General features: G+C 60.1%; 23 protein-coding genes. 13 read left to right on the forward strand and 10 right to left on the reverse strand.

Annotated elements, in window-relative coordinates:
* Positions 1–26: 26 nt before the first annotated feature.
* Genes I2G20_RS00125 through I2G20_RS00140 form a run of 4 tightly spaced genes read right to left on the reverse strand, consistent with a single transcriptional unit; the run spans position 27 to position 2,771 of the window.
* Entirely contained in the window at positions 27–767 is a 741-nt protein-coding gene (locus I2G20_RS00125) for a MotE family protein (RefSeq protein WP_196257654.1), read from the reverse strand.
* Positions 764–1,183 carry a DUF6468 domain-containing protein gene (locus tag I2G20_RS00130; protein WP_196257655.1) on the reverse strand — a complete coding sequence of 140 codons (420 nt, stop codon included), beginning with the start codon at positions 1,181–1,183 and terminating at the stop codon, positions 764–766. The genes I2G20_RS00125 and I2G20_RS00130 overlap by 4 nt, the downstream gene beginning before the upstream one ends.
* On the reverse strand, positions 1,180–2,271 hold the full coding sequence (gene fliM, locus I2G20_RS00135) for a flagellar motor switch protein FliM (protein ID WP_196257656.1): 1,092 nt from the start codon (positions 2,269–2,271) through the stop codon (positions 1,180–1,182). The genes I2G20_RS00130 and fliM overlap by 4 nt, the downstream gene beginning before the upstream one ends.
* A 2-nt stretch (positions 2,272–2,273) precedes the next feature.
* Positions 2,274–2,771 (reverse strand): flagellar basal body-associated FliL family protein, encoded by a 498-nt coding sequence (locus I2G20_RS00140; RefSeq protein WP_196257657.1) that lies wholly within the window; start codon positions 2,769–2,771, stop codon positions 2,274–2,276.
* Positions 2,772–3,046: 275 nt separating this feature from the next.
* Here I2G20_RS00140 and flgF point away from each other — a divergent pair, with 275 nt between their 5' ends.
* Genes flgF through flgH form a run of 4 tightly spaced genes read left to right on the forward strand, consistent with a single transcriptional unit; the run spans position 3,047 to position 6,352 of the window.
* Positions 3,047–3,790 (forward strand): flagellar basal-body rod protein FlgF, encoded by a 744-nt coding sequence (gene flgF, locus I2G20_RS00145; RefSeq protein WP_207747489.1) that lies wholly within the window; start codon positions 3,047–3,049, stop codon positions 3,788–3,790.
* A gap of 11 nt (positions 3,791–3,801) precedes the next feature.
* Positions 3,802–4,587: a flagellar basal-body rod protein FlgG gene (gene flgG, locus I2G20_RS00150; protein ID WP_196257658.1), complete on the forward strand. Its 786-nt coding sequence runs from the start codon at positions 3,802–3,804 to the stop codon at positions 4,585–4,587.
* Between the two features lie 23 nt (positions 4,588–4,610).
* Positions 4,611–5,564 carry a flagellar basal body P-ring formation chaperone FlgA gene (gene flgA / locus I2G20_RS00155; protein WP_207747490.1) on the forward strand — a complete coding sequence of 318 codons (954 nt, stop codon included), beginning with the start codon at positions 4,611–4,613 and terminating at the stop codon, positions 5,562–5,564.
* A 50-nt stretch (positions 5,565–5,614) separates the two neighbouring features.
* Positions 5,615–6,352 carry a flagellar basal body L-ring protein FlgH gene (flgH, locus tag I2G20_RS00160; protein ID WP_196257660.1) on the forward strand — a complete coding sequence of 246 codons (738 nt, stop codon included), beginning with the start codon at positions 5,615–5,617 and terminating at the stop codon, positions 6,350–6,352.
* Between the two features lie 134 nt (positions 6,353–6,486).
* Here flgH and I2G20_RS00165 read toward each other — a convergent pair whose 3' ends face one another.
* Genes I2G20_RS00165 through I2G20_RS00175 form a run of 3 tightly spaced genes read right to left on the reverse strand, consistent with a single transcriptional unit; the run spans position 6,487 to position 8,440 of the window.
* Positions 6,487–7,725, reverse strand: a complete 1,239-nt coding sequence (locus I2G20_RS00165) for a sigma-70 family RNA polymerase sigma factor (protein ID WP_196257661.1) — start codon at positions 7,723–7,725, stop codon at positions 6,487–6,489.
* The gene (locus I2G20_RS00170) at positions 7,725–8,081 is read right to left on the reverse strand and encodes a YciI family protein (RefSeq protein ID WP_196257662.1); all 357 of its coding nucleotides are present in this window, start codon (positions 8,079–8,081) and stop codon (positions 7,725–7,727) included. Before I2G20_RS00170 ends, I2G20_RS00165 begins: the two co-directional genes overlap by 1 nt.
* Positions 8,078–8,440, reverse strand: a complete 363-nt coding sequence (locus tag I2G20_RS00175; protein WP_246472705.1) for a YciI family protein — start codon at positions 8,438–8,440, stop codon at positions 8,078–8,080. Before I2G20_RS00175 ends, I2G20_RS00170 begins: the two co-directional genes overlap by 4 nt.
* Positions 8,441–8,586: 146 nt before the next feature.
* Between I2G20_RS00175 and I2G20_RS00180 the strand changes: the two genes are divergently transcribed.
* The 3 genes from I2G20_RS00180 (at position 8,587) to I2G20_RS00190 (ending at position 12,860) form a co-directional block, all read left to right on the forward strand.
* Positions 8,587–8,799, forward strand: a complete 213-nt coding sequence (locus tag I2G20_RS00180) for a hypothetical protein (RefSeq protein WP_196257664.1) — start codon at positions 8,587–8,589, stop codon at positions 8,797–8,799.
* Between the two features lie 50 nt (positions 8,800–8,849).
* Positions 8,850–10,343, forward strand: a complete 1,494-nt coding sequence (locus tag I2G20_RS00185) for a carboxypeptidase M32 (protein ID WP_196257665.1) — start codon at positions 8,850–8,852, stop codon at positions 10,341–10,343.
* Positions 10,344–10,529: 186 nt separating this feature from the next.
* Positions 10,530–12,860 carry a S8 family peptidase gene (locus I2G20_RS00190; protein ID WP_196257666.1) on the forward strand — a complete coding sequence of 777 codons (2,331 nt, stop codon included), beginning with the start codon at positions 10,530–10,532 and terminating at the stop codon, positions 12,858–12,860.
* A gap of 55 nt (positions 12,861–12,915) precedes the next feature.
* On the opposite strand, the gene dksA is transcribed toward I2G20_RS00190, so the two are convergent.
* Both dksA and I2G20_RS00200 read right to left on the reverse strand, forming a co-directional pair.
* Positions 12,916–13,335: an RNA polymerase-binding protein DksA gene (gene dksA, locus I2G20_RS00195; protein ID WP_196257667.1), complete on the reverse strand. Its 420-nt coding sequence runs from the start codon at positions 13,333–13,335 to the stop codon at positions 12,916–12,918.
* 115 nt (positions 13,336–13,450) lie between these two features.
* Entirely contained in the window at positions 13,451–13,870 is a 420-nt protein-coding gene (locus I2G20_RS00200; protein ID WP_196257668.1) for a flagellar assembly protein FliX, read from the reverse strand.
* 256 nt (positions 13,871–14,126) lie between these two features.
* Between I2G20_RS00200 and I2G20_RS00205 the strand changes: the two genes are divergently transcribed.
* The 6 genes from I2G20_RS00205 (at position 14,127) to flaF (ending at position 19,295) form a co-directional block, all read left to right on the forward strand.
* The gene (locus tag I2G20_RS00205) at positions 14,127–15,251 is read left to right on the forward strand and encodes a flagellar basal body P-ring protein FlgI (RefSeq protein ID WP_196257669.1); all 1,125 of its coding nucleotides are present in this window, start codon (positions 14,127–14,129) and stop codon (positions 15,249–15,251) included.
* Positions 15,251–15,583, forward strand: coding sequence for a rod-binding protein (locus I2G20_RS00210; protein ID WP_196257670.1), 333 nt, complete (start codon positions 15,251–15,253; stop codon positions 15,581–15,583). The genes I2G20_RS00205 and I2G20_RS00210 overlap by 1 nt, the downstream gene beginning before the upstream one ends.
* The gene (locus tag I2G20_RS00215) at positions 15,580–16,047 is read left to right on the forward strand and encodes a hypothetical protein (RefSeq protein ID WP_196257671.1); all 468 of its coding nucleotides are present in this window, start codon (positions 15,580–15,582) and stop codon (positions 16,045–16,047) included. The genes I2G20_RS00210 and I2G20_RS00215 overlap by 4 nt, the downstream gene beginning before the upstream one ends.
* Positions 16,048–16,644: 597 nt before the next feature.
* Entirely contained in the window at positions 16,645–18,525 is a 1,881-nt protein-coding gene (locus I2G20_RS00220; RefSeq protein ID WP_196257672.1) for a flagellin N-terminal helical domain-containing protein, read from the forward strand.
* 28 nt (positions 18,526–18,553) lie between these two features.
* Positions 18,554–18,982, forward strand: coding sequence for a flagellar biosynthesis repressor FlbT (gene flbT / locus I2G20_RS00225; protein WP_196257673.1), 429 nt, complete (start codon positions 18,554–18,556; stop codon positions 18,980–18,982).
* The gene (gene flaF / locus I2G20_RS00230) at positions 18,930–19,295 is read left to right on the forward strand and encodes a flagellar biosynthesis regulator FlaF (RefSeq protein ID WP_196257674.1); all 366 of its coding nucleotides are present in this window, start codon (positions 18,930–18,932) and stop codon (positions 19,293–19,295) included. The genes flbT and flaF overlap by 53 nt, the downstream gene beginning before the upstream one ends.
* A 46-nt stretch (positions 19,296–19,341) precedes the next feature.
* On the opposite strand, the gene I2G20_RS00235 is transcribed toward flaF, so the two are convergent.
* Positions 19,342–20,805 carry a flagellin gene (locus I2G20_RS00235; protein WP_196257675.1) on the reverse strand — a complete coding sequence of 488 codons (1,464 nt, stop codon included), beginning with the start codon at positions 20,803–20,805 and terminating at the stop codon, positions 19,342–19,344.
* Positions 20,806–20,811 lie beyond the last annotated feature (6 nt).

Raw genomic sequence — 20,811 nt, forward strand, 5'->3', positions numbered from 1 at the left:
TAAGATGCCCTTACCTTGGCACGCTTTTACTGCCCTACAATTTGCGGCAAATGAGCAAAGCCACCCTGGGCCGCTTCGGGCTGCGCGCTTTCGCCTTCCGCCGCCATAAGCACGGTCAAACCCTGCGCTTTCGCGGGATGCATCTTGGCCATGATCGGACCGAGTTTACGCGGATTCATGCTTCGGCTCACCTGGAGCAGCACGCTCGTCTCGAGATCGTTGAAGATGGTTGCTGCATCGGAGGGGCGCATGGACTCGTACATGGCCACAAGGCCAGCGAACTGTCCGGCATTGCGGGCCTCCTGCTCATCCATCGCCGCGTTTATGCGCGCCTCGAGGGCCATCAGTTCGGCCATCCGCTCTTCGAGCCTCAGTTCGGCGGCTTCGACAACAGCCAGTCGCATGTCGAGTTCCTCGGCGAGGGCATCGAGCTCGGCGCGCCGGGCCGCAAGCCTTTCAAGGATCAGCCGTTCTGTGTCATCCTCGACGAGCGCGACCGGTCTTCCTGCGCCTTGGGAATCGAACTGCAAGGTCGGAACTGCGTCACCCTCGGCTGGAGCCGGTGTATTTTCAAACAGCGCGCGTGCCGCCACATCGGCAGCGGCAAGATTGGCTTCGTCCGAGGCCGGCGTCCCATGTTCGCTCGCTGTGACACCTGAAATTCCAGTGAGGATATACCCTTCGCCAAACACGAGACCGCTCACCTTGAGAACCAGGAGAGCCGACGCGGCCAGTATCACGATGGGCAACAGCCTCATGGTTTTCACGCCGCGCTGCTCCGGCGCCGCTGGTGCTCGGTCAGGGCCTTGAGCGCAGTCGACGCTTTTGCCGCCTGGTCCCCGCCCTGCTGGCTGCGGGCGGCCTGCGTAATCCGTGTGATCCGGTCCATTACCGCTTGTCCCGCATTGACGTGGTTAGCCAATTCGATGGCGAAACGCTCGGCCTCGTTGAGACGCTGATTGAGTGTTTCGTCAGCCTCCACCGCGGTTTCTTTCAGCCCCCTGATCGCCGCATTGGCCATGGTTGTGGCCTGGACAAGATCGGCGGTCATCTGCTGAAGCGCCAGGCGGTCGGCTTGCAGGCTCGCGATCCTGCGGTTGAGCAGGATGCAGTAGCCAATGGTGGTCGCGAGCAGCACGGCAACGGTACCCTCGATTATCAGCCCTAACGAAAGTCCCGTCATGACTTGCCCTCCGCTTGTTCGTCCATCGCCTCGAAAGCCGCCATCGTGACCTTTGGCGGATAAAGTGGGCGTATCACCCTCACAGAAACATTGTTGCCGATGTGCCCCATGACTGCCTTGGTCAGATCGACCGTTCCGCATCGTAGCGTGACAGGATCGGCGGGCGTCATGTCGAATGTGATTGTGTCCCCCGGCGAGAGGCTCAGGATGCGCGAGAGCGGCAGCTCCATCTCATGTAGAACGGCAGAAATCTCCGTGTCCGCAGCATGGATTTCCGTCGCGAGATGTCCTTCCCATATTGGATCGCGTCCGAACTTCTCACCCATATACATCTGGAGCAATTGCTCACGGATGGGCTCGATCGTGGCATAGGGCAGCATGATTTCGATCTTGCCGCCACGGTCGTCCATGTCGATACGCAACTCGACAAGGATGGCCGCATTCCCGGGCCGCGAGATCGCTGCAAATCGGGGATTGGTTTCCATCCGGTCAAGCTTGAAGGTCACTTGCGTCAAGGGCTCGAACGCCTTGCGCATGTCTTCCAGCACATGCTCTATCATGCGCCGCGCCAAGGCCAGTTCGATAGTCGTATAGGGACGCCCCTCGATACGGATTACGCTCGACCCTCTTCGACCGCCCAAGAGCACATCGATCATCGAATAAATAAGGCTGGAATCGACCGTCAGAAGGCCGAAATTGTCCCACTCTTCAGCCTTGATCACCGAAAGAATGGCCGGCAGCGGGATAGAATTGAGATAGTCCCCGAACCGCACCGAGGAGATGGAATCCAAGGATACTTCCACATTGTCGGAGGTGAAATTTCTGAGCGTGGTCGTCGCCAATCGCACCAGGCGGTCGAAAGCGATCTCGAGCATCGGCAGGCGCTCGTAGCTGACCAGCGCCGAATTGATGAGCGCGCGGACCCCTGTGAGCTCGACGTTGGCGCCCACGCTGGCATCAAAGCCCAGAAGTGAATCGATCTCGTCCTGGTTGAGTACGCGATCGACACCCTCCACGCCCTGCTCTGCCTCGAGCATGGCCGCCCAATCGTCGCTCAATCCGCCAAGGCTTTGTTCGGGGTCCGCCATACCTATTGCACCAGAATCTCTTTAAAGAGGATGTTGTCGACCGTCGCCGGATATACGGCCAGATTGATGCGGCGGTGCAGTTCTTCCTTGAGGCGATAGACTCCCGCCGAACCTTCGAGATCGGACCGGCGCAATTCTCGCAGGTAAACCTGAAATGCATCCAGCACACGCGGCAGCCGGGGCTCGATCATGGACATCATTGCCTCGTCCCTAACTTCCAGAGCAATCCAAATGCGCAGGAATTCGGGGTTGCCTCCTCCGGTGCTGAGATTGACGGTGATAACCGGCAGCTCGAAGAAATGCGGTTCGCGCGCATCGGCTGCGGCGTGCTGATCCGTATCGGACCCTGTGCCCACCAAGAACCAGGCACCGGCGGCCCCAGCAAGGATCAGCGCCGCAAGGATTGCGCCGCCGATGATGATCAGCCTACGGCGACCGGACTTCGCACCAGCGCCGTCCTCGGCGCTCCCGTCAACTTCGCTATCTGCAACGTCGCTCATGGATTGGTTCCGAATCCTCCAAAGGCCCGGATTTCCCGGCCAATCCAGCTAATCCCCGCAAGGTTAATGAATGGTTACCAACCGGGCCCGCGCGGCAGAAATTACCCGGCAAGTTTTGCCTCACTGTTAAGGATAACCTACTGTAAACGACTTCTTTGCGTAAAATAATATGTTGTTTTAATTAATGTTTTCAGTTTGGCACGGCGCGTGCAATGCCCTTTGCGGACGATCCGCTTGGGGAAGTGGGTCTCCGGTTAAAACGGGGAAACGCGCTAATGATTCAGAACGCGCAACTAATCGGCCTCTCGCGCCAAATGGCACTTCAACGCCAGATGGACGTGCTGGCCAACAACATGGCCAACATCAATTCGACCGGCTTCAAGGCGGAAGCAATCCTCTTTGAGGAATATATCATGCCTGTGGCCGCGGACCGGACGTTCCCTCGCGGCGACCAGCCCCTTTCCTATGTGCAGGATTGGGCGACGATGCATGATTTCGCCCCCGGCTCCATCGTCCAGACCGGCAACCCCTTGGACATTGCACTGTCGGGCGAAGGCTTCTTTGCCGTACAGACCCCGCAGGGCGAACGCTGGACGCGCAACGGCGTCTTTGAACTTAACTCCAGCGGCCTCCTCGTTACTCAGAACGGCTATCCGGTCCTCTCGAGCACCGGCAACCCGATACGTTTCGAGGCGGAAGAAATCGATATCACCATTTCGGCCAATGGAACGATCACATCGAGCGCAGGCAACAAGGGCATACTCCGCATCGTCGAATTCGCGAATGCGCAGGAACTGACCCGCACCGGCGACACGATGTTCGAGGGCGGCACGCCTCGGGAAGCGCAGTCCACGGCGGTTATCCAGGGCGCAACGGAACGCTCCAACGTTTCCGGCATCGCGGAGATGACCGAAATGATCCGGGTTACCCGCGCCTATACGTCTCTCGCCGACCTGATGAACAAGCAGGACGAACTCCGCCGCACCGCAATCCAGCGTCTTGGCGACGCGCAAGCCTGAGGAAACAAGCGATGAAAGCCCTCTACATTGCCTCGACCGGCATGTCCGCCCAGGAACGCAACGTCGAAGTAATCTCCAACAATATCGCCAACATGCGGACCACTGGCTACAAGCGCCAGCGCGCCGAATTCCAGGACCTGCTTTATCAGGCCTACCGCCGGGCGGGCTCCGCAACATCGGACTCGGGCACACAGGTCCCTGTCGGGATCGAGATCGGCTCGGGCGTCAAGCTCGCCGCGACGGCCCGTGTCATGACGCAAGGCAACGTGGTGCCCACCGAAAAGGAACTCGATATCGCCATACGGGGCGAAGGGTTCTTCGTCGTCGCCCTGCCCGACGGCCGCACCGCCTATACCCGCGACGGCACGTTCGAGCGCGACTCTACCGGCCTCCTTGTCAACGTGGACGGGTTCCAGATCGAACCCGGCATCATCATCCCGAGCGAAGCCACGGCCGTATCGATCAGCCGGGACGGAATGGTTGAGGCCTATCTCAACAACGACAGCATTCCAGTGCAGCTCGGCCAGATCCAAATGGCGCGTTTCGTCAACAAGGGTGGGCTGGAATCGATCGGGGACAACCTGTTTCTCGAAACACCCGCCAGCGGCGACGCCCAGATCGGCTTTCCGGGGTCCCAAGGCATGGGAGCGCTTCTTCAAGGTTATCTTGAAAATGCCAACGTCAACGCCGTCACCGAAATGGCCGACCTCATCGCCGCACAGCGCGCTTACGAAATGAACGCCCGCGTCATATCGGGCGCAGACCAGATGATGCAGGCCACAGCCCAGCTTCGCTGACGATTGAAAGGAGGGTTTGAGTGATGTTTACCGCACGGATGAAGCGAACCGCCCTGACGCTGGCCTTTGCCATGCTCGCGCACGCCGCGCACGCAATGCCCATTCTTCGAGGCGACGTTACTATCGAATCCGCGCTGGTGACCGTTGGTGACGTGTTCGAGAATGCCGGCCTGCAGGCCGAAACCGCCATCTTTCGCGCACCAGTGCCCGGCACGAGCGGCGTCGTGACGATCGACCAGATCAGGTCGGCGGTAAAGCCCCTGGGCATCGATACCTTCGAAACGGCCGGCCTCGACCGCATCCGCGTGACCCGTCCTGGGATCGCGATCGATCTGCCGCTGATCTCGGGCTTGATTGAAGCCGATCTGCTGGGCCGCGGCATCCTTAACGGGGCCATGAACATGCAGATAGCGCTCGATGCGCCCCTTCCCGTGCTCACTGCGGCTGCCACCGAAGCCCCGGCCTCGCTGGTTATCCTGCGCTATATGCCAGGCTCATCGACTTTTTCTGCCCGCTTTCAGGTGTCTGGGCACGATACTCCTCTCGACGTGTCGGGCCAGATCCAGATCATGATCGAAGCTCCGCATCTGGCGCGCACGCTGCCCGCAGGATCGATCCTCGGCGCGAACGATATCGAAATGCGACTGGTACCTCTCACCTATGCCGAAAATGCCGGGCTTGTCAGGGTCGACGATATAGTCGGCAAGCAACTCCAGCGCCAGACTCGCGCCGGCGTCCTGATCCGGCCCAACGATCTCGCCGCGCCTGAACTCGTCTCACGCAACGACATGGTCACCGTCATCTACCGCCAAGGGCCTCTCACGCTGACTGCGCGGGGCAAGGCACTCAATGCGGCGAGCATGTCAGAACCGGTGAGCGTACTCAATCCGATGACCCGCAAGGTGTTGCATGGCGTTGCCATCGATACCGGCGTCGTCCTGATTTCAAGCGGCAACCAGCAGATTGCCGGTCTCTAGGAACTTATCTTACCGCGATTGGGGAATCGCGGCATCAACGGGGAAACCAAATGAACACCTTTCTCAAGATCATGACCGGGCTTGCACTCGTATCGACGCTCGCAGCCTGCAACACCACCGACCGGCTCGCCAATGTCGGAAAAGCGCCGGCCCTGTCGCCGATTGTCGATCCGACCGTCACCGCCGGCTATCGGCCGGTTGCAATGCCGATGCCAGTGGCCGAGCCTGCGGTCTATCAGGCAAACTCGCTGTTCCGCTCCGATGCCCGGGGCTTCTTCAAGGATCAGCGCGCCTCCAAGATCGGCGATATCCTGACGGTGCATGTCGTCATCGACGACCGCGCCCAGATCGGGAACACGACCTCCTCGTCCCGGACGTCGAGCAACACAGCGGGCCTTTCGGGGGTTATGGGCTCGATTTTCAATTCCGTCGCGCCCGATGTCTCGGCAGACGCAGCGCTGGGTACCAACTCGGGCATCAACCATGCCGGCAACGGTTCGGTGAACCGTTCCGAGCGGGTAACCACGCAAGTCGCTGCTGTCGTCGTCCAGGTCTTGCCCAACGGCAATCTTGTCATCGAGGGCCGCCAGGAGGTTCGCGTGAACTTCGAAGTCCGCGATCTGATCGTGGCTGGCATCGTCAGGCCCGAGGATATCGGCTCTGACAATACCATCCCCTCTACCAAGATCGCCGAAGCCCGCATCGGTTATGGCGGCCGCGGACAAATCACCGACGTCCAGCAGCCCCGTTACGGGCAACAGGTCCTCGACGCGATCCTACCGTTCTAGGCAACAACGGGCCATTGGCGCCCACATTCCCCAAGGCCGCCTGCCTTCCCCAAAATCTGGCAGGCGCCCTTTCCGGCCCCTCTTCCCCGTGGGACCGGACAACAGGGGCGCGGCATTCCCCGCCGCGCCCCTATTTATTTGAGTTCGGCAATACGCCGTGTGAGAAACCTTCGTTCCGGCTCCTGACGACATAGCGCCAACGCATCCGCATAGGCGCTCCTGGCAGCGCCGTTATCTCCCAGCCGCCAGAGCATATCGGCGCGCGCCGCGTGGATCAGGTGATAATCATCGAGCCGGCCCGACGCGAGAAGCGCATTGATGAGCGTCAGCCCCTCTCCCGGCCCGCGCGCCATGCCGATTGCCACAGCGCGGTTGAGTTCGACCACGGGAGAAGGCGCTGCACGCAACAGCACATCGTAAAGTGCCACGATCTGCGCCCAATCTGTATCTTCCGGCCGCGCCGCGTCTGCGTGCAGAGCGGCGATCGCGGCCTGCAGCGTATAAGGCCCGATCTGCCGCGTCGCGAACGCCTGCTCAACCAATCCGCTTCCCTCCTCGATGAGATCGCGCCGCCAAAGGCTTCTGTCCTGATCGGCGAGCAGGACGATCTCGCCTTCCGGCGACAGGCGCGCCGTCCGGCGCGATTCGTGGATGAGCATCAGACCCAAAAGCCCAAGCGCCTCTGCGTCCGGCAGCAAAGAAACCAGAAGCCGAGCCAGCCGGATGGCTTCGTTGGAGAGTTCTGTGCGTATCGCGCTTTCGCCGGCAGTCGCAGAATAACCCTCGTTGAAAACCAGGTAGATGACCCGCAACACCGCATCGAGCCTTTCAGGCAACGCATCCCATGCGGGCACCTCGTAGGCCAGTCCCAACTCCCGGATCCGCGCCTTGGCCCGCACGATCCGCTGCGCAAGTGTCGCGGGACGCACAAGAAAGGCGCGCGCGATCTCCTCGGTCGTCAACCCACATACCTCGCGCAGCGTGAGCGCGGTCTGCGCTTCGGGCGCGAGCGCCGGATGGCAGCACACAAAGATCAGCCGCAACTGGTCATCGGCAACCTCGTCGGGTTCGACACCTGCCTTCGCCGCGGCGTCCTCCTCGATCTGGCGGATAAGTTCGGGCTCAAAGCTGCCGAACGTCTTGCGCCGCCGCAATTTGTCAATGGCCCGAAACCTGCCGGTGGAGATCAGCCATGCAGAGGGATTGTCCGGCACACCATCCCGCGACCAACGATCTGCAGCGGCCAGAAATGCATCATGAAGTGCTTCTTCAGCGAGGTCGAAGTCGCGCAGCAATCGCACAAGCGTCGCCAACACCCTGCGCGAATGTTCGCGCCATGCAGTGTCCACTGCGCTTTGGCCGGATATAGTCACTAAGGTCTCGGAATGAGATATTCGGGCCTGATTTCCACCGCCCCGATCTTAGCAATGGGGATGCCCTTGGCGATTTCGATGGCGTGGTCCATGTCCCTTGCTTCAACGAGAACAAAGCCGGCCACCTGCTCGCGAGTTTCAATATAAGGCCCGTCGCTAACGACCGCTTCGCCTTTGCGCACCCGGACCGTGCGTGCCGTATCCGGTCCTTGCAGGGCCTGGGCCATAATCAGCGAGCCATCGCGAAACAAATAAGTGTCGTAATCGAGCGACGCCGCGCCAAGCGCCTGCCAATCGGCATCTGTCATGGTTTTCGTCACTTCGGAATCGAGCAGAACAAGACACATGAACTTCATGACGGAATCCTTTCGAGGACCTTGAGGGGCCGAACTTCCACGGACCCCATTGTAGCCAGTGGCATACGCCCCGCCACACGGATTGCTTCATTGAGATCGCGGGCCTCGATGACGAAAAAACCTGAAAGATGTTCCTTGGTCTCCATGAACGGGCCATCGGTCGTTGACAATGCTCCGTCCCATTTGCGCACCGTCACCGCCTCGGAGGGCAATTGCAACGCCTCGGATACTACATAGTGCCCGCCCGCAATCAGTTCCTCGTCGAAATCGAGCATGCCATTGGTAAAGCCATCCCGTTCGGCCTGCGTCATTGGCTCGAATTTGGTCTCGTCCAGATAGATCATCAGCATATAGCGCATGGGCATACCTCCTCGCTGCGCAGATTGAACCGGCATATGGACGAATGAAAGCCGCCAGGATCGACAGCAGCACAATATTTTCTGTCCGTGTCGATTTCATTTTTCCTCGTTCGGCTATCCGGCAAACACCTTTGCAGGAGCCCCAAATGTTAGACCCCATGTTCGCCGCCCATGTCCAACAGATGCGCGCCCATGCCGACCGTCAGCGAAGAAGGCAGGTTGAACCCAACCCGCTCTCGCGCCGGCGCCTGATCGTCATCGGAGCAGGTGCGGTCGCTTCGGCAATCGTAGGATTATCGGCCTACAGACCCGCCGCGCCGCGAACGGGGATGACCACACGGCACACGCCTTCCATTTGAGGGATGGCGGCGCTATGGGTGGACAGACACCGATCCGGAGCATGATGTGAATGTCCTACGCCAAACTCGATGCCCTTGGCCGCAAGCTCGAAGCCATCGACCACGCCATCGCCATCCTCTCCGCCGACGAGGCAACCAATATGCCCGTCGGGGGTGGCGAAAAGCGTGCCGAGGCGGTAGCGCATCTCTCGGGAATACGGCACGAGACCTTTACCGCTCCGGACGTCGCGGACTGGATCGAGGCAGCCAAAGCCGAAGACCTCTCGCTTGACGACCAGCTTTCCCTGCGCGAGTTCGTCCGAGTCCATACCAACGCAACCTGCCTGCCCTCCGATTTTGTCCGCCGACAGACCGAATCCAATATGCGCTCGGAGCAGCTCTGGCGCGATCTGCGCATCAAGAACGACTGGGCAGGTTTTGCCCCTGCGTTGGAAAATGTCGTGGCGCTGGCGCGCGAGGAAGCCGCCATGCGCGCCGACGCCCTTGGCCTCGCGCCCTATGACGCCATGATGGAGCAATACGACCCCGGCAATCGCGCCGCCGATATTGCCCCCATCTTCGAAGACCTTAAAGCCTTCCTTGTCGATTTCGTGCCGGCCGCGCTCGAAGCGCAGGACAAGCAGCGCGTCGCGCGCCCGCAAAAATCGTTGAAGGGCACATACCCCATCGAAATGCAGCGTGAACTGGGACTATCGATGATGGCAGCGCTGGGCTTCGACTTCACCCATGGCCGGCTCGATGTCTCTCATCACCCATTCTGCGGCGGCGTGCCGACTGATGTGCGGATGACGACCCGCTACCGGACCGACGAGTTCCTCTCATCGCTTATGGGTGTGCTTCACGAAACCGGCCATGCGCTCTACGAACAGGGCCTGCCGCGCGAGCTCGGCCACCTTCCCGTTGGCCATGCCCGTGGCATGGCCATCCATGAAAGCCAGTCCTTGTTCGTCGAGCAGCAGATCGCCCGGTCGCCGGAATTCTGGCAATGGGCCATGCCGGTCGTCCGCGAACATCTCGGCGCGGATGTGCTCGAGGGCTGGACGGTCGAGGACGTGATTGGGGAGGTCAACACCGTTGAGCGGGGGTTCATCCGCGTCGATGCCGACGAGACCACTTATCCACTTCATGTCATCCTGCGCTTTGAGATCGAAAAGGCATTGATCGAAGGTGAACTGTCGGTGCGCGATATTCCGGAAGTCTGGGACGCGAAGATGACCGCCTATCTGGGCCATTCCACAAAGGACAACTACCGCGACGGTCCCATGCAGGATGTCCATTGGCCCGCCGGCGCCTTCGGCTATTTCCCCAGCTACACGCTGGGAGCCATGATCGCTGCACAGCAATGGGCGGTGATCGAAAAGGCGATCCCCGATGTTCGCAATCATGTTGCCGCTGGCCACTTCGATGCCCTCAACGCCTGGCGCCGTGAGAACATCTGGTCCCTCGCCTCGCGCCATTCCACCCCGGAGATTCTCGAGAAAGCGACGGGAGAACCCCTCAACCCGGCCCACTTCATGGCGCATTTGAAGGCACGGTATCTCTGAGCGCCTCGCTGGTCGGGGGGACTTATACAGTGCTGGCGCCGGAAAGGTCATCGAGGTCTTTACCCCCAGGCTTCCGAACGGCATCATGACACCGTTCCGTCGATTCATGGCCACAATGACAACATGTCCTCAGCATCCCTTAAGCGCGACGCCCGAAGAACTTTCAAACCCCTTAGCGCCGTGTTAATGGCCGCAACCCTCTCGGCCTGCGGTGGAGGCGGCGGCGGCGGCGGTGGCGTTCCGGCCAGTTGGGTTACGGTTTCGGTCGCCCACACGTTTGATAGCGCGGCAGCCGAAACCATCAGAATCTCTCCGGAATTCCAGAATGTCGACAGAGATATAACGATCGGGGGGACAACCTATCGGGCTCATCCGTATGAACTAATTCGGCTCCACATCGCACGATCCGGGGGTTTGTCGGGTAACGGCATGCTGGTTGCGGTCGTAGACGATGGTTTCCGCGTGTCCCATGAGGTCTTCACAGGCAAAACAATAGTCGCTTACGGAGACATATCCGTAATCCCGGGCGCCTATGGCGACCATGGCACACATGTCGCATCTCTAATCGCTGCCAATGAGTCCACCGGGGATATTATGGGTGTGGCGCCTAACGCCTCGCTACACTTGACGAGCTATCTCGATAATTCCAAGTCGGCGATGGATCTCTCCAAAATCCGCTTGGCGACACTGGATGCCAGATCACGACAAGCGGTTGCCCAAAACAATTCCTGGGGCGTATTGAGGACGGGAGGAGGCGAGTTGCTGCTGGCCGATGTGCAAGCCCATATCGGTGGCTCCTCCGGGACGACCGCAGCTATAGCCTCAGCCTTCAATCACTTTTCGGGAGGCGGGGCTGCTGCCTGGCAGCAATACTTTACCGCTCTCGACGCATTCCAAGACCGGGGGGTCGTCGTATGGGCGCTTTCCAATAACAGCGCGCTTTCCGATGCGGATGCTTCTGGCGCCCTACCGGTGTTGCTGCCCTATCTACAGGACGCTTGGATTGCTGTCGGCAACGGCGCGTTCAATCTGAACGCCAATCTGCAAATCACCGCTGCCAGACGAATTTCGGCGCCGTGCGGACAGGCCGCAACTTTCTGCCTTTTTGCCGACGGGACGACCGTTGCTGCAGAAAGCCTGGCCGATGACGACTATTGGTATGGAACGGGCACGTCCTATGCCGCACCGCAGGTGTCCGGAGCGATCGCACTCGTTGCGGAGGCCTTTCCCAATCTCTCGCCCAATGAATGGCAGAAGCGACTTCTCGCATCGGCCTATTCCAACTTTGCCGGTTTCAACGCTACCGGAACGCACAATTTCGGGAACGGCGTGGCTAAGTCCTATTCCAACGAATGGGGTATGGGCGTACTCGATGTCGCTGCCGCGCTCAGCCCTATCGGCACCGTCTCCCTGCTCAACGGTCGCAGCGTCCAAGCCGCCGAGCGCCACGATCTCGATGGCTCGTTTCTGCGTGGCAACGCGGCGTTCGGCGACGGCCTCTCCCGGCTGATGACCGGCAACGATCTCGCGGTCTTCGACGCCCTCAATGGCGATTTCTATATCGATGCTGGCACGTTTGCGCCCACTGCCAAGTCCAGCACACGGGAATCCGCCGCCCTACCCAGGATTGGCATATTCAACGAACGGGCAACCAATGGGCTGGCCGCCTTCGGTTTCGACGAAACGAGCCAGGAATTGCACTTCGAGGACCTCGGCTACACATTCGGATTTTCCGTGCTCGACGGACACACTTACCTTCAGAACGCGCTCGGGTTGGGAAGTGAGAACGTCAATAATGCATCGGTGCTTGGCTTGGCGACTTCGACCACCGCCGCCTATGGCCGGTACGATATGGGGTTTGCGAAATTCGAGCATTATGGCTTCGCGGGCGCCCACGCGTCTGACCCCAATGGTGCGATGGTCGGCGCCGGGGCCGCGCTGGCTTTCGATTTTGACGCACTGGACGTCCGGATAGGCGTATCCCAGTCTGCCGAGCAGGGTGCATTCCTGGGCATGACGGGCTCTGGGCCATTTTCCACGCCGGAAAGCTCCGCCCTTTCCGCCTTCACGCTGGCGACCAGCCTCGATATCACGCCCCAGTTGGCGCTGTTCGGGGGGTTGGAATACGGCGTGGCGTTCGGGACCGCCGGATCCGGTTATGCAACAGCCATCGATCCCGTTGGTTTTTCGGGCTTTCAAGTCGGCCTGCGTGCGAGCGACGTCTTTGCCAGCGACGACCGCCTGACATTCACCCTGTCCCAGCCTCTGCGCGCCGAAAGCGGCACGATTTCGATGGATATCCCGGTAGGGCGCTCGCGTGACGGCACACTCAACTACCAGACAGTTTCAGGCGAGGTCGCCCCGTCCGGGCGGCAGCTCGATCTGGGCCTCTCGTACCTCTTCAGGCCTTCCCTCGCCGCCGAACTGGAAATGGGCTTCGTCTACAGTATCGATGCAGGGCACCGCGCAGGCAACGAGGCAGCAGCGATTGCCGCCGCCTACAAGCGGAAGTTCTGAAAACAAAAGGCCCGCCATTGAAGCGGGCCTTGGAAATTCCGTTGAAGCAAAGCGATCAATCGTCGCGATAAACCTTCTCGCGCCGCTCATGCATCTCCTGCGCCTCAAGGCTCAGGGTAGCGATGGGACGGGCATCAAGGCGGGCGATACCTATGGGTTCGCCAGTTTCCTCGCAATAACCGTAGGTGCCGTCATCGATGCGCTTGAGGGCTGCATCGATCTTGGCAATCAGCTTGCGCTGGCGGTCACGGGTGCGCAACTCCAGCGCACGATCGCTCTCCGATGACGCACGGTCGGCCATATCGGGATGGTTGGTGTTCTCTTCCTGCAGGTTCTCGAGCGTCTCGCGGCTTTCGCGCAATATCTCGTTCTTCCAGTCCTCCAGCTTGCGCCGGAAATAGTCCCGCTGCCGCGGGTTCATGAATTCCTCGTCCTCGGAAGGACGGTAGTCTTCAGCAAGGGCATCAACCGACATCGATAGACTCACTCCCCGAACCGCAGGTCGCCGCCTATATAGGTTCAACCTAAAATTGGAGCAACATCCTTTTGCCCTCATCCCTAATGCGTGACCGCCCTGTGCGGCGAACGGGTCACAGAGGGGGATATCTGCCGAGCTTGGCCAGTTCCACCCGAACGCGCAATTCAATGTCGGCAACAAGAGCCTCAAGCTCGGGCTCGATCGCGCCCTTGGCTTGTCCCAGAAGCGCGACAGCACGGTTCAAACGCCCCTCGTTAACTCGCCCTCCCAGAAGATCGGCGCGAATTTCCTCCAGCGCATCGAGCAGAAGGTTGGCACGTTTGACCGCCTTGCGCCTGCCTGTCGTCGCATCGTCCACGGCCTGCAGGGCCAAAAGTGCATCTATCCCGGTGGAAGCTGCGGTCATCGAGGTCTGTTGAGCGCGCGCTTGCGTGGCTGGCGCTTCGGGTCTGAAGGCCTCCCCGCTCCGGCTCGCATGGCCGGTACCCCGGCCCACGCCGGGTATGATCCGCCCAGTACCGTCGATGCGCATATATCCGTTCCGCCCGACATGGTTAATCGTTTTCTAACCGGCAGATTTTGCCCATGCCCGTTAATTTTACCTTAACGAACCGGCAATCCCTGCCGGGTGACGGGGCCAGGAGTTCTAGGAGACCCGCCGGCACTCTATAAATTTCAATCACTTAGAACACGTTACCCGAATTGGCACGCTTTTCGCTATTTCCCAGGCAGAAGGCCCGCCCTCCGCCTGGGGAGGCAGTTGGCGGGACAAGGAATCGGGGAATACGATGCAGCGCAGTTTCATCAGGACAACAATCGCCTGGCTCGTTGCCATAGCGGTCGGTATCGCGCCGCTGGGGGCCGCCTACGCCGCGCCTGCGCGGATCAAGGATATCGTCAGCATTGAGGGCATTCGCGACAACCAGCTCGTGGGCTACGGGCTGGTTGTGGGCCTTAACGGCACGGGCGACAGCCTCAACAACTCGCCCTTCACGCGCCAGAGCCTCGTCGCGATGCTCGAGCGGATGGGGGTGAATACTCGCGGCGAAAACTTGCGCACAGCCAACGTGGCCGCCGTCATGATTACCGCCAACCTGCCCGCCTTCGCCGCGCAGGGCAACCGCATCGACGTCAACGTATCAGCACTCGGCGACTCCACCAGCCTTCAGGGCGGCACCCTCCTCGTTACGCCGCTGCTCGGCGCCGATGGGGAAGTATACGCAATCGCCCAAGGCCCGGTCATCATCAATGGCTTTACCGCCGCCGGCGATGCGGCAACGGTTGTGTCCGGCGTACCGACGACTGGGAGCATTTCTTCGGGTGCTTTGATCGAACGTGAAATCAGCTTCTCGCTCGGCGCCCAGCACTCGCTGCGTCTTTCACTCCGGAATCCGGACCTGACCACCTCACGGCGCATCGCCCTGGCGATCAACAATCTCATCGGCGTGCCCGTTGCCATTCCATCGGACCCGGCAACCGTACGCCTCACCCTCCCCCAAAACTTCAACGGAAATATCGTCGATCTCCTGACTGACATCGAGCAGCTGGTAATCCAGACCGATCAGGCAGCCCGTATCATCATCAACGAGAACTCCGGCATCATCGTTATCGGCAAGGACGTGCGCGTCTCGACAGTCGCCATTGCCCATCAAAGCCTGACGATTACCGTTTCGGAAAATCCCACAATCGTTCAGCCCGAGCCCTTCAGCTTCGGTGAGACAGCCGTCGAACCGCGCACGCAAATCGATGTCCTCACGACGGAAAGTCAGCTTGCCGTGGTGCCGGAATCGATTTCGCTCCAGCAGCTCGTCGATGGTCTCAATGCCTTGGGCATCAGCCCGCGGGATCTCATCGCCATTCTCCAGGCGATCAAGGCCTCCGGCGCCCTGCAGGCGGAAATCGAGGTGATCTGATGTCGATTTCCACCAGCTACAGCCTGCCGACCGCAGCCAATCCGGGTCGGGCGATCGATCGACTTAAGGAAAAAGCCGTCGAACTCGAAGGCGTGTTTCTTAACACCCTCGTCGCCGAAATGTTCAAGGGTCTGGAAACCGACTCGATGTTCGGCGGCGGTCACGCCGAAGAAACCTGGCGCGGCATGATGGCCGAACAGTACGCAGACCTCATGGCCAAGGCCGGAGGCATCGGGCTCGCCGACCAAATGGTCACCGCCCTTATCGAGCAGCAGCATTACGACCCCGCGCCAGTCTTCCGCGCGAGCGCAATAGGAGCCTACGAAAAATGACAGCCGCTGAACGCCTGGCCGCCCTCGAAGAGCTCGATGCGGCAACGCTTTGCGACCGCGCCGAAACCGCTCTTGCAGTTCTCGTCGAGATCATGAACCGCGAGACCACCCTCCTGCGCGCCGGCCATATGCGCGAGGCGGCCGAACTGACTGCCGACAAGACGAAGCTCGCACAGGATTACGTGACCATTGCCCGTGCCGTGCAGCGGGTTGCCGAACGCCTCAAGGCCGAAGCCCCATTGAGAGTCGATGCGCTGCGCCGCGGCCATGAAGCCCTGGCAACTCAGATGGCCGAGAATCTCCGCGTCCTCGCGACGGCACGCAATGTGACGGAAAACCTGCTCGCCGATGTGGCCCGTCAGGTCAGTGCCGGCCAGCAACCCAAGACGTATTCCGCCCCCAACGCTCCTGCCCGTAAACCCGAAGAGCCGCTCAGGGGCATTTCCATCGATCGCGCGCTCTAGCGCGGGCCCGACTGTCTCATTTTAAGACAATTTTATCGACCGTTATAACGATAGCCCAACCCTTGCCGGCATAAACTGCCCGGTAGCTTTTGCCGGCCAGGTAAGGAACTTCGTTAACGGTGGTTGGACAAATTACCCTGATGCAAGGCCCGCTCGGTGTCGCGTCCAGCGCACGCCGCGCGCAATCGCGTCCGGAGTCGGAAGCCATCGAGTCGGCATCGGAGTCGCGAGGGGCCAGTCTTGGCCAGACCCCGCCACGCTCGCCTGCCCCGCACCGGGATGGCGATAAAAAATTGCAGCCAGCTCAGGCTGTTAGCGCTTCCGTTTCGTCCCGAACGCTTTTCGAAGCCAGCCGGCTCGCATCTCTGCTACCGCAGGAAAAGGTGTCAACCGGCCCGGCTGCCAGAAATACGCGGAACGACTGGCAGCCTCCCTATTCTCCCTTCCATCTGCGCGACCGCTCTATCTGAACGAAATCATTAATTTCGTGTCCCCAAGATAGATTCTGTTAACCATTCGGTAGCACCTCGTGAGTCACTTTTGGTTAACGGCTCGTTAGCGGGCTGATTCTGCAAAATTGTCAGCGAGACGATGGCCATGACCGACGTTACCCTTTCGAAAGCCGTACGCGCGAACCTCCTGCACCTGCAAAATACGGCCAAGATGATGGATCGTACACAGGAGCGCCTCGCGACCGGCCTCAAGGTCAATTCGGCGCTCGACAATCCTACCAACTTCTTTACGGCCTCGGCGTTGAAAGCCCGCTCCAAGGATCTGGACCTGCTCATGGACGCCATTTCGAATGGCGTGCAGACGTTGCAGGCTGCCGACAAAGGCATTTCTGCCATATCCAAGCTGGTTGAAGCGGCACAAGCGACGGCCCGTCAGGCTCTTCAGACGACACCAACCGTTCAGCAACCGGTGCGTCAAGCTGGATCCGTTACGACCGTCAACCTCAGCGCCCTGACGATCGCCGGCGCTCAGCCGGCGCAGCCGGCGACCATTGCGACGGCCAATCTGACCGGATTTACAGCTGCGGCGGCCCAGCCTCCAGGACCGGCTGAGGGAACCGTTGACTTAGGTGCAGCCGGCAATGCCACAGCGATGACCAACGGCTTTGCCGATGGCACCACCCTGTCCTTTACCGACGGCACCGACACCTACACCATCTATTTCCACGACAACGATTCTGGCGCAGTAACGCCGCCCGAAATCGGCATCGATGTCAGCGGCGGCAAGGACATCGATACGGTCCTTAGTGAAATTCAAGCGGCAATCGCCGGAAATGCCGACGGATTCAATGATTTCACGATCGCCATGAGCGGCACCGATGTCGTGTTTTCAATGGGCACCAATCTGGATGACACGCTGACCGTTGCCGGCACCTCCGGCGCCGCTACGGCAATGGCAGGGGCATACGCGCCCGATCCCGGTGCCCCCGCGACCACCGGCAGCTTCACCATCAACGGCCATACCGTGACCATCGCCCCGGGCGACGGCCTTACGGAGGTTATGGCCGCGTTCCAAGCGGCCGAAGCGGCTAGCGGCGGCACAACGGCCTTTACGGTCTCCGAGTCTGGTGGCGTCATCACCGTTGAAGCGGTGGGCACCAACTCACTGGTCATAGCCGGCGATAACACGGCGGTAAACGCAGTTGGATTGTCTTCAGGCACGGTGAACCAGACGCCTGCGGTAGCGAGCCAGGCCGGAACAATCACCATAAACGGGGTCGACGTTGCCATCGACGTTGGCGACCAGGCAGGCGATATTCTGGCCAAACTTCAGGCCGCCGCCGCTACCAGCGCCGGCACCAATCAGTTCACCGTGACCGGCAACGGTGGTTTCATCACCATTGAGGGTGTCGGTAGCAATTCCGTTCAGATCGGGGGCACCGCCGCAACGCTCCAAGCCACCGGCCTGACTGCCGGCAACCACTTGGGCGCCCCAACCGGAACGACGGTCGAAGTGGTCAATCCCAAGCGCCGGGAAATGGTTACCCAATACAACGAACTGCTCCAGCAGATTTCGGATATGACCAAGGACGCCTCTTTCAATGGGGTGAACCTCATAAACGGCGACAATCTCGAGGTCCTGTTCAATGAAGACGGGACGTCGAGGCTGGTCATTCAGGGTGTGGCCTTCGATGCCCTTAACCTGAACTTGCTTGAACTACCCGCGGACGGGTTTGACGCCACGGTCGATATCGAGTCGACTCTCTCGACACTCAAGGACGCCTTGGGCACGTTGCGCACCCAGGCCTCCCGCTTCGGCGCCAACCTTACGGTGGTCGAGGCGCGGCAGAATTTCACCAAGCAGATGATCAACACACTGGAATCCGGCGCGGCCAACCTAACGCTCGCCGACACCAACGAAGAAGCCGCCAACATGTTGGCTCTCCAGACGCGTCAGCAATTGTCCCAGACCGCACTCTCGCTTGCCAGCCAGGCGGATCAATCGGTGCTGCGACTGTTCGGCTAGATCGTCCGCCGCCGGGGGAAAGCGAAAAATGGCACTCAAGGTCGAGCTCAAGCCTGGCGAAAAGCTGCTCCTGGGCACCTGCGTCGTCACCAACGGAGACCAGCGCACCAAGCTGTTCATCGAGGGCAAGGCGCCGATCCTTCGCGAGAAGGATATCCTCACGCCCGACACCGCCGACACTCCGGCCAAGGCCATCTATCTGGCCATTCAGATCATGTATGTCGAAGGCTCTGTCGAAAAGCTCCAGAAGAGCTACTTCGAGATGGTCAACGATGTCGTCCGTGCCGCACCCTCGACGCTTCCCCTTATTGATCAGATAAACAATGAAATCTTAACCGGCGATTTATACAAAGCCCTTAGGGTTGCAAAAAAGCTAATCGAATATGAGGGGGAACTTCTCTCAAATGCAGCAGCACGGAGCACAGGCGTATCAACAGACGGCCCAGAAGACGGTTAATCCGCGCGATCTGGAAGCCAATCTCCTTGCCAAAAGTGCCGTCCAGCTCCAACGCATTCGCGACAATTGGGAAGACCAATCGGGGGACCTCGATAAGGCTCTGACCTATAACCGCAAGCTCTGGAGCATTTTCCTGCAGACCGTTACGCGGGAGGAAAATCCCCTTCCCCAGCCCATCAAGCAGAACATCGCCAATCTCGGCCTTTTCGTGATGAAGCACACGGTCGCCGTTCTGGCCCGCCCCGAGCCCGAAAAACTCGACACGCTGATCCTGATCAACAAGGAAATTGCGGCCGGCCTGCGGTCCAAATAGACCGAGCGAACGGCGGACGTTCGTTCCGAGCGGTCCGGTTCTGCTATTACCTCAGGTAATTCACGAGCGTAAGCTGGCTCACCATCGAGGTGACCTGATAGCTGGCTTCGAGGCGTGTGCGCAGCGTCAGCATCTGCATCGCAACCTCTTCAACGGGCGCCGTCTCGATAGCCGAAAGCATCGTCTTGAGTTCGGCATCGTACTGGGAATGCCGCGCCTTGACCGTATTGAGCGTGTTGGCCGCAAGGCCGAGTTCCATGGTGATGACCTGAATCGAACCCGGCTGCGCGTTGTTGACATTAGCTAAGCGCGCACGCTGGAGTCCGACCAGCCCATCGTAAATCCCAGCATTGGTTTCATCGATCGGCGTGAGCTGGCTGACAGCGAACACTGCGAGCCCTTTCATCAGCTCGACAATGCCGTTTTCGTTGGCCTGGACGCCATAGCTTACCTTCGTCGATTCATCGATGTCGGCGGAAACGGTCTGTCGCGGGTTGCCGTTGGCCCCGACATCCTGACCGTTATACCACTGCATCGCTTGGGGGTGCTGGGACTCCCCGCGCTTTGTGAAGAACTGGTCGGCAGCGGCATAGGTGGAAGCTGCAGTCAATTTTGTGCTGGTCAGCTTGTCCAGCCTGTTGCCGAGCGCAGCAGAAAAATTCGTTGCCGTCGCATTTTCATCAGCGCCAATAAGGAACGTTCCTGCCGGCGGAGGGACTTCCGTCGTCGCCTTTAGCGTGATCGTCTCATGGCGGTTGCGATCGTCGGGATAGCTGACGATCAAGGTGACTTCCTGCCCCGCAACCGGCTGTGAGCCGAACTGCACATCGACTCGTTGTGCACCATCCGGGTCCAGCGGATCCATAGGGTCAAGTGTGACGGTAATCCCCGGATTTGTCGACGAGCCGCCCACGAGCTTGAAACCGTAATCGTGGTCGCCGTCTTCCACGAGCGAAACCGTGTCGCCAGCGACAATCCGGTCCAGCCTGCCAGTGTTGGCGAGATCCTCGCCATGCCGCGCCTGCACAAAGGGCACGAAACCGTTCGGCCCGTGCATGATCTGGTCGAAGCTCGCCACCGGCTTGCGGTCCGAGGCGTTCCCACCGAAAATGTACTGCCCCATGATATCGGTGTTGAGCGTATCGATCACTTCCTTGAGCAGCGTCGAAGCCTGGCTCTGGGCGTTAGCGAGGTTGATCCCGTTCGTACCATAGGCACCGGGCACTGCGAGCCCGCGCGCACTGCCCGCAATCTCGTCGAGGCGCTGCATGGACTTGGTATAGAAAGAAAGTCGGGTCTCGACCGTCTGGATGTTGGCCTGGAAGCCGGCAATTCGTCCCAGCCGCGCCCGAATATTGAGGTCGTGAACGCGGTCCGAACCGATTTCGGCCAGCGTATTGTGACGCTTGCCGGTCGCAAGTTGCATCTGGAGGCTCTCCATCTGCTTTTGCATATTGTTGATCGTCTTGATCGTCGTCGAAACCGGGTAAAGCGCTTTGTTCACAATCATGCCAGT

Source organism: Pelagibacterium limicola (assembly GCF_015694405.1).
GTDB lineage: Bacteria > Pseudomonadota > Alphaproteobacteria > Rhizobiales > Devosiaceae > Pelagibacterium > Pelagibacterium limicola.